Annotated in this window: 15 protein-coding genes; 7 read left to right on the top strand and 8 right to left on the bottom strand. The window is 69.5% G+C overall.

Annotated features, from left to right (window positions below; genetic code table 11):
- Positions 1–8: 8 nt before the first annotated feature.
- Together J7E25_RS12975 and J7E25_RS12970 are read right to left on the bottom strand one after the other, a co-directional pair.
- On the bottom strand, positions 9–1,112 hold the full coding sequence (locus J7E25_RS12975; protein ID WP_214870527.1) for a glycosyltransferase family 1 protein: 1,104 nt from the start codon (positions 1,110–1,112) through the stop codon (positions 9–11).
- Positions 1,109–2,002, bottom strand: coding sequence for an alpha/beta fold hydrolase (locus J7E25_RS12970; RefSeq protein ID WP_214870526.1), 894 nt, complete (start codon positions 2,000–2,002; stop codon positions 1,109–1,111). Before J7E25_RS12970 ends, J7E25_RS12975 begins: the two co-directional genes overlap by 4 nt.
- 112 nt (positions 2,003–2,114) lie before the next feature.
- Between J7E25_RS12970 and J7E25_RS12965 the strand changes: the two genes are divergently transcribed.
- Positions 2,115–2,816, top strand: coding sequence for an exonuclease domain-containing protein (locus J7E25_RS12965; RefSeq protein ID WP_214870525.1), 702 nt, complete (start codon positions 2,115–2,117; stop codon positions 2,814–2,816).
- Positions 2,817–2,947: 131 nt separating this feature from the next.
- On the opposite strand, the gene J7E25_RS12960 is transcribed toward J7E25_RS12965, so the two are convergent.
- The 3 genes from J7E25_RS12960 to glgA form a co-directional block, all read right to left on the bottom strand.
- Positions 2,948–3,196: a type B 50S ribosomal protein L31 gene (locus tag J7E25_RS12960; RefSeq protein ID WP_129520626.1), complete on the bottom strand. Its 249-nt coding sequence runs from the start codon at positions 3,194–3,196 to the stop codon at positions 2,948–2,950.
- A 125-nt stretch (positions 3,197–3,321) separates the two neighbouring features.
- Positions 3,322–4,107: an ABC transporter ATP-binding protein gene (locus J7E25_RS12955; RefSeq protein WP_214870524.1), complete on the bottom strand. Its 786-nt coding sequence runs from the start codon at positions 4,105–4,107 to the stop codon at positions 3,322–3,324.
- Between the two features lie 59 nt (positions 4,108–4,166).
- A complete protein-coding gene (gene glgA / locus J7E25_RS12950; RefSeq protein ID WP_214870523.1) occupies positions 4,167–5,354 on the bottom strand; it encodes a glycogen synthase in 1,188 nt (395 codons plus the stop codon).
- Positions 5,355–5,435: 81 nt separating this feature from the next.
- On the opposite strand from glgA, the gene J7E25_RS12945 reads away from it, so the two are divergent.
- Positions 5,436–6,683 (top strand): glucose-1-phosphate adenylyltransferase, encoded by a 1,248-nt coding sequence (locus tag J7E25_RS12945; protein WP_214870522.1) that lies wholly within the window; start codon positions 5,436–5,438, stop codon positions 6,681–6,683.
- Positions 6,680–7,342: a phosphoserine phosphatase SerB gene (gene serB, locus J7E25_RS12940; protein WP_215004726.1), complete on the top strand. Its 663-nt coding sequence runs from the start codon at positions 6,680–6,682 to the stop codon at positions 7,340–7,342. The genes J7E25_RS12945 and serB overlap by 4 nt, the downstream gene beginning before the upstream one ends.
- Before the next feature lie 32 nt (positions 7,343–7,374).
- Here the strand turns inward: serB and J7E25_RS12935 are convergent, their stop codons facing one another.
- Complete coding sequence (locus J7E25_RS12935) at positions 7,375–8,085, bottom strand: beta-ketoacyl-ACP reductase (RefSeq protein WP_214870521.1); 711 nt, start codon at positions 8,083–8,085, stop codon at positions 7,375–7,377.
- 132 nt (positions 8,086–8,217) lie between these two features.
- Between J7E25_RS12935 and J7E25_RS12930 the strand changes: the two genes are divergently transcribed.
- The 3 genes from J7E25_RS12930 to J7E25_RS12920 are packed head-to-tail and all read left to right on the top strand — an operon-like array spanning position 8,218 to position 9,715.
- The gene (locus J7E25_RS12930) at positions 8,218–8,601 is read left to right on the top strand and encodes a DUF3099 domain-containing protein (RefSeq protein ID WP_214870520.1); all 384 of its coding nucleotides are present in this window, start codon (positions 8,218–8,220) and stop codon (positions 8,599–8,601) included.
- Positions 8,598–8,888 carry a hypothetical protein gene (locus J7E25_RS12925; protein ID WP_215004729.1) on the top strand — a complete coding sequence of 97 codons (291 nt, stop codon included), beginning with the start codon at positions 8,598–8,600 and terminating at the stop codon, positions 8,886–8,888. Before J7E25_RS12930 ends, J7E25_RS12925 begins: the two co-directional genes overlap by 4 nt.
- Positions 8,885–9,715, top strand: a complete 831-nt coding sequence (locus J7E25_RS12920) for an SURF1 family protein (protein ID WP_214870519.1) — start codon at positions 8,885–8,887, stop codon at positions 9,713–9,715. The genes J7E25_RS12925 and J7E25_RS12920 overlap by 4 nt, the downstream gene beginning before the upstream one ends.
- A gap of 120 nt (positions 9,716–9,835) precedes the next feature.
- Here the strand turns inward: J7E25_RS12920 and J7E25_RS12915 are convergent, their stop codons facing one another.
- Entirely contained in the window at positions 9,836–11,434 is a 1,599-nt protein-coding gene (locus tag J7E25_RS12915) for an ABC-F family ATP-binding cassette domain-containing protein (RefSeq protein WP_214870518.1), read from the bottom strand.
- 139 nt (positions 11,435–11,573) lie between these two features.
- Here J7E25_RS12915 and J7E25_RS12910 point away from each other — a divergent pair, with 139 nt between their 5' ends.
- Complete coding sequence (locus tag J7E25_RS12910; protein WP_214870517.1) at positions 11,574–12,683, top strand: winged helix DNA-binding domain-containing protein; 1,110 nt, start codon at positions 11,574–11,576, stop codon at positions 12,681–12,683.
- Between the two features lie 54 nt (positions 12,684–12,737).
- Here the strand turns inward: J7E25_RS12910 and J7E25_RS12905 are convergent, their stop codons facing one another.
- The gene (locus tag J7E25_RS12905) at positions 12,738–13,301 is read right to left on the bottom strand and encodes a YceI family protein (protein ID WP_214870516.1); all 564 of its coding nucleotides are present in this window, start codon (positions 13,299–13,301) and stop codon (positions 12,738–12,740) included.
- Between the last annotated feature and the right edge of the window lie 64 nt (positions 13,302–13,365).

Raw genomic sequence — 13,365 nt, 5'->3', positions numbered from 1 at the left:
CGGAGCGTTCAGGCGCGGGCGCTGCGTCGGCGCCGACGTGATCCTGGCGCGACCGTGCGCTGCATGAGATCGAGCAGCCGCTCGGCGGACGCGCTCCAGGTGTACCCCGCCGCGGCTTCGACCGCTGCCGCCGAACGGCGCTCCCACTCCCCCTCGCGCTCGAGCGCCCACAACGCGGCCACGAGTGCCTCGGGATTGTCGGGATCGAAGAACATCGCCGCCGCGCCGCCGATCTCGCGGAAGATCGGGATGTCGCTCACGACGACCGGGGTGCCGAGCCGCATTGCCTCGACGAGCGGGATGCCGAAGCCCTCGGCCCGCGAGGCCGTGACGAGGGCCGTGGCGCCGGCGAGCAGTTCGGCGTATTCGGCATCGGTCACGCCGTCGTGGAAGACGAGTCTCGCCTGCGGCGCGAGCCTCGTGAGCCGGGTGCGCTCGTCTCGAGTGATTCGGCTCAGGAGGTGCAGCTCGTGGTCGGGCAGCGCGGCGACGGCGCGCACGAGCGTGTCGACGTTCTTGTAGGGCATGAACGAACCCATGTAGACGAGCCGATTCGCGGCGGGGCTGCGCCGGGGAAGTTCTGGGCGGCCGAGGTCGTCGTCGGCGGCGTTCGGCACCACCGTGACAGGACGATCGGTGAGGTGGTGTTCGCGGATGAGCGCCGCTGTGGTCTGCGAGACGGTGACCACGCCATCGGCGCGATTCAGCAGCATCCGCTGCGGCCACCACGCGAGGTGATAGAGCCGCCACAACAGGCGCACGGCGACCGGCAGGTCGCGCGGCGGGGTGCGGTTCTCGTAGTAGATGAGATCGTGCACGGTGAGCAGGAGGCGATAGTCGCGGCCCCAGGAGCCCATCGTCTGCATCGGCGTGAAGACGAGATCGGGCCGGAGCTTTCTCACCTGCAGCGCCACGAACGGTTCACGGATGCTCGTGACCGCGCTCACGAGCTGCCACGGCAACGGCGGCAGCATCTCGAGCTGCCGGTGGTCGCTGATGAGCATGGTGAGCGGATGCCGCTTGCCGAGCTCGGTCACGATGCCGGCCGTGAACCGGCTGATGCCGTCGTGTTGCCCGATGCGGATGTACCGGCAGTCGACGACGAGCCTCACGCGCGTGCTCCGGAGCGCAGGAACTTCTGGATGCGCGCCGCGGCGTCGCCGGGGGTCTCGTAGTGGATGAGGTGGCCCACCTCGGGGATGACCTCGAGCGTGGCATCGGGGAACAGGGTGACGAGCAGGTGCTGGGCGGCGATCGGGGTGACGTCGTCGCGCTCGGCGGCGACGAGGAGCGTCGGCACGTCGATCTGCGGAGCGTATTCGCGCACGTCGTGACTCACGGAGGCCTGGAACGCCTCGAGCACGGCGTCGCGATCGCCGAACGCCGAGAAGTAACGATCGTGCTGGTCGTGGATCCAGCGCCGGAGCGTCTTCGACCGGGTCTTCGCCATGGTCACGCTCATGACCCGGACGATCGCTCCGTTGCGCAGGAGCGCGAAGCCCGCGCGCTCGGGCAGTGCGGCAGCCATGCGGTAGTAGAACACGGCGAGTCGGGTCATGACACCGCGGGAACCCTCGAGTGCCGGCGCTCCGATCGGGTTCACGAGCACGAGCCGCTCAGGCGCGAGCCCGCCGGCAACCGCCGCCGCAGCGATGATGGAGCCGAATGAGTGGCCGAGCAGCGCGAAGCGGCCCTCGATGCCGACCGCGGCGACGAACGCCGTCAGCCAGGCCGCGTAGCCGTCGATGTCGTGGGGGCGGTCGGCGAAGTTCGCAGAATCGCCGAAGCCCGGCAGGTCGGGTGAGACGATGCGGAAGCCGGGCAGCTGCGCGACGACCGGTTCGAGTCCGTGGTGGTCGCCGCGGAATCCGTGCACGAGCACGAGCACGGGAGCGCGCTCGTCGCCGTACTCCCACCAGGCGGTCTCGGTGCCGGCCACGTCGATGCGGTGCTCCCGCACGGGAATGCGAGCGAGCTGCTCTGCGTACGGGGAGGCGATCATCCCCGCCATTCTACGGGCGCGGGCTGGGCGACGGCGCGCTCTCCACAACGGATGCTGCGGACACGCGGGGGGCTCCCCCGCTGTTGACGGTGGCCACCCCTAGCCTGACGACATGGATGACACGACCGCAGCTCCCTGGGCCGACACGCTGGCCGTCTTCGACCTCGAGACCACCGGCATCGACGTCGAGACGAGTCGCATCGTCACCGCGTACGTCGGCGTGCTCGGGCGCGACGGCGAGGTGATCGAGCAGCGCGACTGGATCGTCGACCCCGGCGTCGAGATCCCGATGGCGGCATCGATCATCCACGGTGTCACCACCGAGCGTGCGCGCCTCGAGGGGCAGACGCCGCCGGCCGCCATCGCCGAGATCATCGCGGCCCTCACCGAGGTCGCGAGTCGCGGCCTGCCAATCGTCGCCTACAACGCCGCCTACGACCTGACCCTGCTCGATCGCGAGGCGCTGCGGTACGGCCTCACCGCGCTGCCGGCGCCGGGCGCCGTCGTCGACCCCCTCGTCATCGACAAGGCCGTCGACCGGTACCGCCGCGGCAAGCGCACCCTCTCCGCGACCGCAGCGCACTACGGTGTCTCCCTCGTCGACGCCCACGACGCCGGCGCCGATGCCGTGGCCGCCGGCCGGGTCGCCCAGGCGATCGCCCGCGCCTTCCCCGAGCTGGCCACGACCGCCGTCGCAGCACTGCACGCCCGGCAGGTCGACTGGAGCCGCGAGCAGGCCGAGAACTACCAGGCGTGGCGCCGCGCGAACGGCAGTCCCGAATTCATCACGTCGGGCGAGTGGCCGGTGCGCTGAGCAGGGCTGCAAAACGCGGCATCCGTCGGCTGGGCTCGACTCGGAAGGGCACGGCCATTGCTCGAAGCGGAATCGCTCTCAGGCACGACGAAAGGCGGGCGACCTCGGTCGCCCGCCTTTCGTATCGGCTCTTACTGGCCGAAGCCCTTGAAGCGCTTGTTGAACTTCTCGACGCGGCCGGCCGAGTCCATGATGCGCTGCTTGCCCGTGTAGAACGGGTGCGACTCCGACGAGATCTCGACGTCGATCACCGGGTAGGTGACGCCATCGAGCTCGATCGTCTTGTCGCTCGAGACCGTCGAACGGGTGAGGAACGTGGCACCCGAGGCGAGGTCGCGGAAGACGACGGCGGCGTAGTCGGGGTGGATGTCGGTCTTCATGGAGACTTCCTTGGAGTTCAGATGGCGGAGTGTTCGAACGGTGGTTTCGCACCTGCCACACGGGCAGGAAAGCTGTCGGCCCACGGGCCAGCTATCGATCCTAGCAGAACCGACGTGATTGCAGGTCAGGCGGCGCGAGCGGCGAAACGCCCCTCGGCCTCGGTGAGGTCGATCTGGAGGCCGAACGTCTCGGTCAAGGCCTCGGACGTGAGCGACTCGGCGATCGGGCCGGCCGCGACGACGGCGCCGTGCGCGAGCAGCATGGCGTGCGTGAACCCCGGAGGGATCTCCTCGACGTGGTGGGTGACCATGATGATCGCCGGCGACGCGGGCGAGGAGGCGTACCCGCCGAGGAGCCCGACGAGTTCCTCACGAGCACCGAGGTCGAGGCTTGCGGCCGGTTCGTCGAGGAGCAGGAGCTCGGGGTCGGTCATGACCGAGCGCGCGATCTGCACGCGCTTCTGCTCGCCATCGGAGAGACTGCCGAAGCGGCGCTCGGCGAAGCCCTCGAGGCCCCACTCCTTGAGCACGCGCTGGGCGCGGCGGAGGTCGATCTCCTCGTACTCCTCGTTCCAGCGACCGGTGACCGAATAGGCGGCGGTGAGCACGACATCGAGCACGGTCTCGTTGCGCGGGATCTTCCGCGCCATCGCGGTGGACGCGAAGCCGATCATCGGCCGGAGCTCGAACACGTCGACCTTGCCGAGGGATTCCTCCAGCACGTGCGCAGTGCCCTTGGAGGGATGCATCGCAGCCGCCGCGATCTGCAGCAACGTCGTCTTGCCTGCGCCGTTCGGTCCGAGGATCACCCAGCGCTCGTCGGAGTCGACGCTCCACGTCACCCCATCGAGAATCGAATTGCCGTCGCGGACCACCGACACATCGCGGAACTGCAGAACCGTGCTCGCCATGGCTCCAATGCTATCGGGCACCGAGTGGGCTCCTGACGCGCACGCGCTCCGCCGACGGGCTATCGTGCCAGAACGGCCGCATACACCTCGCGAGTGCGTGCTGCGATGGCATCCCAGGCGAATCGCGCCTCGGCGCGCAGCCGGCCCGCCTCGCCCATGGCCCGCGCACGCGCCGGGTCGGCGACGACACGGCTGAGTGCAGCGGCGAGGTCTGCGACGAAGCGATCGGGATCGAGGGGCGTGCCGGTGCCGTCGTCGGCCTGCTCGATCGGCACGAGCACGCCGGTGACGCCGTCGTCGACGACTTCGGGAATGCCGCCGGTCGCCGTGCCGACCACGGGTGCCCCGCACGCCATCGCCTCGAGGTTCACGATGCCGAGCGGCTCGTACACCGACGGGCAGACGAACACCGTCGCGGCCGTGAGCAGCGCGGTGAGCTCGGCACGCGGCAGGTGCCGATCGATCCAGACGACGCCGCTCCGCTCGGCGCGCAGCGCCTCCACGAGCGCAGTGACCTCGGCCATGATCTCTTCGGTGTCGGGAGCGCCCGCGCACAGCACGAGCTGCACGTCGTCGGGCAGCAGCCGCGCGGCACGGAGCAGGTACGGCAGCCCCTTCTGGCGGGTGATCCGGCCCACGAAGATCACCGCCGGACGGTCGGGGTCGACACCGAGCGCGCGCACCGTCTCGGGATCGTCGAGCGGCCGCCAGTCGTCGAGGTCGATGCCGTTGTAGACCACTTCGACCCGATCGGGGTCGATCGACGGGTAGGCGCGCAGGATGTCGCGTCGCATCCCCTCGCTCACGGCGATGACCGCGTCGGCATCCTCGAACGCCGTTCGCTCGACCCAGGACGAGACCCGATAGCCACCGCCGAGTTGTTCCGCCTTCCACGGACGAAGCGGCTCGAGGCTGTGCGCCGTCACGACGTGCGGCACGCCGTGCAGTCGCTTCGCCGTAAACCCGGCGAAGTTCGCGTACCAGGTGTGCGAGTGCACGAGGTCCGCCCCGGCGGCGTCGCTCGCCATCAGGAGGTCGACCCCCATCGTGCCGAGCGCCTGGTTCGCCGCGGCGAACTCGGCGGGTGCCGGGTAGCCGAAGGTGCCGGCCTCGTCGCGTGGTGCGCCGAAACAGCGCACGACGACCTCGAGGTCGCGGCGCAGGGCACGCACGAGCTCGGCGACGTGCACGCCGGCTCCTCCATAGACCTCGGGTGGGTATTCGCGGGTGAGCAGGTCGACGCGCATGGTGCAACGGTAGCGCAGCGGCATCCGTCATGCTCCGACTTCGGTGCCCATCGATGCCTCGCTCTGGCTACGCTGGGGGGCATGGTGACGCGCAAAGTATTCGGCATCGTCCTCGCCGGCGGCGAGGGCAAGCGACTCATGCCCCTGACCGAGGACCGCGCGAAGCCCGCCGTTCCGTTCGGCGGCCAGTATCGGCTCATCGATTTCGCACTCTCCAATCTGCTGAACTCCGGGTTACGGCAGATCGTCGTGCTCACCCAGTACAAATCCCACAGTCTCGACCGGCATGTCTCGCAGACCTGGCGCATGAACGGGCTGCTGAACTCGTACGTCGCGTCGGTGCCGGCGCAGCAGCGGCTCGGCAAGCGCTGGTTCTCGGGCTCTGCCGACGCGATCCTGCAGAGCCTCAACCTCATCTACGACGAGCAGCCCGACATCATCGCCGTCGTCGGCGCCGATCACGTGTACCGCATGGACTTCAGCCAGATGATCGACGCGCACATCGAGTCGGGCGTCGACGCGACCGTCGCGGCGATCCGGCAGCCGATCTCGCTCGCCGACCAGTTCGGCGTCATCGAGGTCGATCCCGCGCGCCCCAACCACATCAGCCGGTTCCTCGAGAAGCCGACCGACCCGGTGGGCCTCGCGGATGCGCCGCACGAAGTGCTCGCCTCGATGGGCAATTACGTGTTCAACGCCGACGCGCTCATCGATGCCGTGTTGCGCGACGGCGAACGCGCCGATTCGAGTCACGACATGGGCGGCGACATCATCCCCGCGTTCGTGGCCCAGGGCAATGCGGGAGTGTACGACCTGCGGAACAACGTCGTGCCGGGTTCGACCGACCGCGACCGCTACTACTGGCGCGACGTCGGCACGATCGACTCGTTCTTCGAGGCGCACCAAGACCTCATCTCCGTGCTGCCGGTGTTCAACCTGTACAACCGCGAGTGGCCCATCTTCAGCCAGCAGCTGAACTCCCCGCCCGCGAAGTTCACCCGCGACGCGCGAGGCTCGCTCGGCACGGTGATCGACTCGATCGTCTCGCTCGGCTCGGTCATCTCGGGTGCGCACGTCGAGCGCAGCGTGCTCGGCCCATGGGCGATCGTCGGTTCCGGCGCGCACGTCGCCGACTCCATCCTGTTCGACCGGGCGCGCATCGAGGCCGGTGCGACCGTGCAACGGGCGATCCTCGACAAGGAGGTCGTGGTCGAAGCCGGTGCACGCATCGGTGTCGATCGCGCCGACGACCTCGCGCGCGGCTTCATCGTGACCGACACGGGCATCACGGTGGTCGGCAAGGGCTCCAGGGTCCGGGCCCTCGCGTGACGGATGGCGCCCCGGGCCGCGCGAGCGGCCCGCTCGTCGTGCTCGACGCCGACTCCACGCTCATCCGTGAGGAGGCGATCGAGCTGCTCGCCGAAGCCGCTGGCAGCCTCGCGCATGTGGCGCTCGTCACCGAGCGGGCGATGCGGGGCGAGCTCGACTTCGCCGCGAGTCTGCGGGAACGCGTCGCGACCCTCGCGGGGCTCGATGTCGCAGTACTCGCCGAGGCACGCGAGCGGATGACGCCGACGCCGGGCCTCGGTGAGCTCATCGCCGGCGTGCACGCCGCCGGCGGGCGCATCGGCGTGGTGTCGGGCGGTTTCCATGAGTTGCTCGACCCGCTCGCCGAAAGCCTCGGCCTCGACTTCTGCCGGGCCAATCGGCTCGAGGTCGACGGCGATCGGCTCACCGGGCGAGTCGACGGCCCGATCATCGACGCTCATGGCAAAGCCGCGGCACTCGATGAATGGGCGGCGGCCAGCGGCATCCCACTGAAACGCACCGTCGCCGTGGGCGACGGCGCCAACGACCTGCTCATGCTCGGGCGCGCGGCGCTCGGCGTGGCGTTCTGCGCGAAGCCGATCGTGCGCGAACACGCGCACGTCGCGATCGACCGGCCCGATCTCTCGGGCGTCCTCGCACTCCTCGGACTTCGGGGATAGAGCCCCCCGCGGGGTCCTAGCCCCGCGGGGTCCTAGTGCCCCATGCCGAGACCGCCGTCGACCGGGATGACCGCGCCCGAGATGTACCCGGCGTCGTCGCCGGTCAGCCAGGCGACGACCTTGGCCACTTCGGCGGGCGAGGCGAACCGGCCGAGCGGGATGCTCTTCTTGTACTCGGCCTGCTGTGCTTCGGGCAGTTCGTCGGTCATGTCGGTCTCGATGAAGCCGGGCGCGACGACATTCGCCGTGATGTTGCGGGCGCCGAGCTCGCGCGTGAGCGACCGGGCCATGCCCACGAGACCCGCCTTCGACGCGGAGTAGTTGACCTGGCCAGCCGAGCCGTAGAGGCCGACGACGCTCGAGATGAGCACGATTCGGCCGAAGCGGGCCTTCAGCATGCCCTTCGATGCGCGCTTGACGACACGGAACGCGCCCGAGAGGTTGGTGTCGATGACACTCGTGAACTCGTCGTCGCTCATGCGCAACAGGAGCGTGTCGCGGGTGATGCCGGCGTTCGCCACGACAACCTCGACGGGACCGAGCGCCGCCTCGACCTCGGAGAACGCCCGGTCGATCGACGCCGCATCCGTGACATCCGCCCGCACCGTGAGCGACCCCTCGGGGCCCTCCCCAGAGCGCGCCGTGACGGCGACACGATGGCCTTGTGCGAGGAACTCGCCGGCGATCGCGAACCCGATGCCCCGATTGCCCCCGGTCACGAGGACGGTGCGGCTCGTCGTCATTGCTGGACTCCGTTTCTGTGCGTGCGGCCGATCGGCCCGTCCCAGCATACGGCTGTCCATTCCGGCATCCGCCCGGGCGCAGCGGACGTAGGCTTGAGTAGGAGGAGCGCCGAGTGACCAACGGCGAGCATTATGAAGCAGCAGTCGATCACCTCGCTCCCGCCCTCGCCCGAAGCGGAGCGGCGCTCGCGCATGATCAAATACACGATCGCGATGTCGATCCGTGTGCTCTGCATCTTCGCGATGCTCTTCGCGCAGGGCTGGTGGCTCGTGGTGTTCGCAGCGGGGGCGATCTTCCTGCCGTACATCGCGGTCGTGCTCGCCAACGTGGGCGGTCCGACCCGCGCACCGGAAGTGCTCCGCCCGGGAAATATCCTGCCGACGACTCCCCCGAACGCGGTTCCCGGCACGGCCGACGCGCCGCCGACAGCGGAGACGCCGACGACGACTGAGGCGCCGACCGTCGATGCACCCGAGGCGAACGACGAACCCGACGCCGAGCGGGACGGCCGATGATCGGCGGCCTCGGCGGCCTCGGCGGCCCGGGCGGCGAACTCGCGAAGGCCACCTGCTCACGTGCAGGGTGCCGCGAAGCGGCCACATGGCGCATCGAATGGCGCAACCCACGCATCCACACGGGTGACCGTTCGAAGACGTGGCTCGCGTGCGAGGAGCACGTCGGGTACCTGCGCGACTTCCTCGAGGCGCGCTCGTTCCCGGTCGAGGTGGGGCCATTCGAGGCATCCGAAACCAGCGTCGAGATCGATTCGGCTCCGAATGCCGCGACGAGGAGTGACTCGTGAGTTCCTGGTCGTTCCTCCGCTCGCCGCGCTGGGCCGGGTACCTGGCCCTCACCGTGGTCTTCGCGGTGGCCTGCTCGGCGCTCGGCACGTGGCAGCTGAACCGCCGCGCCGAGGCGCTCGCCGAGGTGGCGAGGATCGACGCCAACTACGACGCCGACCCCGTGCCGCTCGCCGAGGCCCTGCCCGACCCGGCCGCGTTCGACGCCGACCAGCGCTGGCAAGTTGTCGAGCTCTCGGGCCGCTACCTCGTCGAAGAGGAGGTCGTCGTGCGCAACCGCCCGTTCGAGGGCAACTCGGGCTTCGAGGTGATCACCCCGTTCCGACTCGATGACGGGCTCGTCTTCATGGTGGATCGCGGGTGGATCGCGCAAGCTCCCAATGGGCGCCCGAGCGAGGTTCCGCCCCCGCCCGACGGCCAGGTCGAGATCACCGCGAGGTTGAAGGCCGGTGAGGGCCGCATCGCCGGTCGCACCTCGACGGGCATCGAGCTCGCGACGATCGACCTCGATGAGCTTGCTGCTCGCATCGACGAGCCGACCTACACCGGTGCGTACGGCGTGCTCGTGCAATCGCGCGCGGAGAGCGATGAACCGCCGCTCGCCGCCGCGCGCCCGGTGCGCGACGAGGGGCCGCACCTGTCGTATGCGCTGCAGTGGTTCGTCTTCGCCCTGCTCGGGTTCATCGGACTCGGGTGGGCCGCGAATCAGGAGCGCAGGGCGCTCGCCGAGCTCGCAGCGGGACCGGATGCCGCACCGCCTCCGCCGCGCAGGCCGAAGCGCGAGCGTGGCGACGCCGACGTCGAGGACGAGATTCTCGATCGGCGATAGTGGGCTGCGGGCAAGAGTCTCGCAGCCGAGTCTGCCGAGTGCGCTTCGCGACGCTGGCGCGCCTCGACCGCTCCTGCTCCGCCTTTGCTTGAGACGCGCGTCGCTTCGCGCCACGCGGACTCAAGCCAGCTCGATGAGCTCCTGGTACTCACTGCTCCAGTGGTCTTCCGTGCCGTCGGGCATGATGAGCACGCGCTCGGGGTTCAGTGCTTCGACCGCGCCCGGGTCGTGGCTCACGAGCACTACGGATCCCTCGTAGTGGGCGAGCGCGTCGAGGATCTCGGCGCGGCTCGCGGGGTCGAGGTTGTTCGTCGGCTCGTCGAGGAGCAGCACGTTCGCCCCCGAGACGACGATCATGGCGAGGGCGAGACGGGTCTTCTCGCCGCCCGAGAGCACACCGGCGGGCTTGTGCACGTCGTCACCCGTGAAGAGGAACGAGCCGAGCACCTTGCGTGCCTCGGTCTCGGTGAGGTTGGGTGATGCGCTCACCATGTTCTGCAGCACGCTCCGCTGCACGTCGAGGGTTTCGTGCTCCTGGGCGTAGTAGCCGACACGCAGTCCGTGGCCGGGCTCGATGACACCCGTGTCGGGCTTGTCGACCCCCGCGAGGATGCGGAGCAGGGTCGTCTTGCCTGCACCGTTCAAGCCGATGATGACGACCTTCGAGCCGCGGTCGATCGCGAGGTCGACGGCCGTGAAGATCTCGAGCGAGCCGTAGCTCTTCGAGAGGTCGCTCGCCGTGATCGGGGTGCGGCCGCACGGGGCGGGCGTCGGGAAGCGCAGCTTCGCCACGCGATCGACGGCGCGCACCTCGTCGAGGCCGGCGAGGAGCTTCTCGGCACGAGCGACCATCTGGTGCGCCGCAGCAGCCTTCGAGGCCTTCGCGCCGAACTTCGCGGCCTGCAACTGCAGGACGCCGGCCTTCTTCTCGGCGTTCGCCCGCTCCTTCTTGCGACGCTCTTCATCGGCGGCGCGCTGGCGCTGGTAGTGCTTCCACCCCATGTTGTAGACGTCGATCATCGAGCGGTTGGCGTCGAGGTAGAACACGCGGTTCACGACCTCGCCGACGAGCTCGACGTCGTGGCTGATGACGATGACGCCCCCGCGATAGCCCTTGAGGAACTCGCGGAGCCAGACCACCGAGTCGGCGTCGAGGTGGTTCGTCGGCTCGTCGAGGATCATCGTCTCGGCGTCGGAGAAGAGGATGCGGGCGAGCTCGATGCGCCGGCGCTGGCCGCCGGAGAGCGTCTTGAGGGGCTGGTCGAGGATGCGATCGGGCAGGTTCAGGTTCGAGGCGATCGAGGCGGCCTCGGCCTCGGCCGCATACCCGCCGAGCGCCGTGAAGCGGTCGGTGAGGTTGCCGTACTTCTTCATCGCGCGCTCGGCGACGGCCGCGTCGTCGCTGCCCATCTGCATCGAGGCCTCGTGCATGCCGAGTACGAGCGAGCCGAGTCCGCGGGCGTCGAGGATGCGCGTGCGGGCGAGCATCTCGGGGTCGCCCGAGCGCGGATCTTGCGGGAGGTAGCCGATCTCGCCGCCGCGATCGATGCGGCCGCCGGTGGGCAGGGTCTCGCCGGCGAGTGTCTTCGTGAGGGTGGTCTTGCCGGCGCCGTTTCGGCCGACGAGGCCGACCTTGTCGCCCGGGGAGATGCGGAAGTCGACGTGCTCCATGAGCACTCGTGCGCCGATTCGGATCTCGAGATCATGGACGGCGAGCACGGGAATCCTCCGGAGCGACGGGTGTGGGATGGCGTGCCGAGCGGCACAGCCTCCCAGTCTATCGTTCCGGGGCAGCCGAACATCGACGTCAGCTGTACGGCGGGCGACGGATGTCGCCGGATCGCGAGAGACTCGTCGCATGCCGAAGCTCGCAACCGACGCTCGCGTTCGCGCCGCCCGGCTCGACGCTCACGGGCTCCGCGGCGGCCTGCCGTCGGTCACCGCTGCGGTCACCAGGCTCGGCGCCACGCAGGCGCAGGACTTCACCGCCGCGAAGTGGGTGATCGGGGCGCGAGTGCCGGGTTCGGTCGCCGCCGATGTCGATGCGGCGATCGCCTCCCGCGAGATCGTGCGGTCCTGGCCCATGCGAGGCACGCTGCATCTGCTGCCCACAGCGTCGCTGCGCCCCATCCTCTCCATCACCGGCCGACGCGAATTGCAGCGCGCGGCCACGCGGCATCGACAGCTCGAGCTCGACGATGTCGTCTACCGGGCCGCCCGGGCTGTCGCCGAGCGCGAGCTCGCGGGCGGCGCCTCCCGCTCGCGCGATGAACTGCAGGCGGCATGGAACGCCGCCGGCATCGAGACGACCGGGCAACGCGGCTACCACCTCATCTGGTGGCTCGCCAACGACGCGGTGGTCTGCTGGGGCCCGACCGAGGCTCGTGGGCAGCGACTCGTGCTGCTCGACGAGTGGGCGCCTGGAAACGCGCCGCCTACCGACCGCGATGAGACGCTCGCGGCCATGTTCGTCGCGTACGTCACCGGGCACGGGCCGGCGACCGTTCGCGACTTCGCGTGGTGGAGTGGCCTGACGCTCAGCGACGCTCGCGTCGGCCTCCTCGCCGCAGGCGACGCCGTCACCCCGTTCGACGACGAACGCTTCGTCGCTTCCGACGCCGGATGGCCGGCCGACGCCGACTCCGACACGCCGCGTGGGCGGAGCCGACTGGCGCTCGCCGCCTTCGACGAATACTTCCTCGGCTACGCGGATCGCACGGCGGTGTGCGATCCTGCGCACGCGACGAGCGTCGTTCCGGGTTCGAACGGCGTCTTCCAGCCGATACTCGTCTCGAGCGGACGCGTCGTGGGCACGTGGAAGCGCACGCCCGGCCGCGGGCGACAAGCGGTCACGCTCGCGGGCTTCGACGCGACATCCGAGCTCGAACCATCGGCCTACCGCCATGCGCTGGGCGAATGGGCCCGCTTCTGGGGAGTCGAACTCGGCGAGATCACCGTACGAGCGTGACGGCATGCGAACGGGCGGCCCCGACCAGCGAGACCGCCCGTTCGATCGCGCGAACTACTGCTCGAGCGCGGCCTGGAGCTCGAGGGTGATCGTCACGGCTTCGCCGAGGAGCACGCCACCGGTCTCGAGTGCCGCGTTGTAGGTGAGGCCGAAGTCCTCGCGGTTGATGACGGTCTTCGCCGTGGCGCCGCCCTTGTAGTTGCCCCAGGGGTCGCCGCCGAAGCCGCCGAAGTCGAAGTCGAACGTGACGGGCTTGGTGACGCCGCGGATCGTGAGGTCGCCGTCCACCTTGAAGTCGCCGTCGTCGACGCGAACTCCCGTCGACACGAAATCGATCGTCGGGTAGGTCTCGGCGTCGAAGAAGTCTCCCGTGCGCAGGTGCCCGTCGCGAGTCGGGTCGTTCGTGCTGATCGATGCCACTTCGGCCGACGCCGTCACGGTCGAGTCGAGCGGGTCCTCACCGGTCACGAACGTCGCGTCGAAGCGCTCGAACTTGCCCTTCACCTTGCTGATCATGAGGTGGCGGAGGCTGAAGGCGACCTCGCTGTGCGCGGTGTCGATCTTCCAGGTGCCAGCCTTGTAGCCGGGGATCTCGATCGTCGGGGCGGTACTCGTCATAGTGCGGTCTCTCTCCAGGTCGATGTCGCGCGGCCGTTCGGCCACACACATGCAAACACATGAA

Source organism: Agromyces sp. ISL-38, assembly GCF_018613935.1.
In the GTDB taxonomy this organism is placed as follows: Bacteria; Actinomycetota; Actinomycetes; order Actinomycetales; family Microbacteriaceae; genus Agromyces.
The sequence above is the reverse complement of the archived record's forward strand: the minus strand, read 5'-3'. Positions and strand labels throughout refer to the sequence as shown.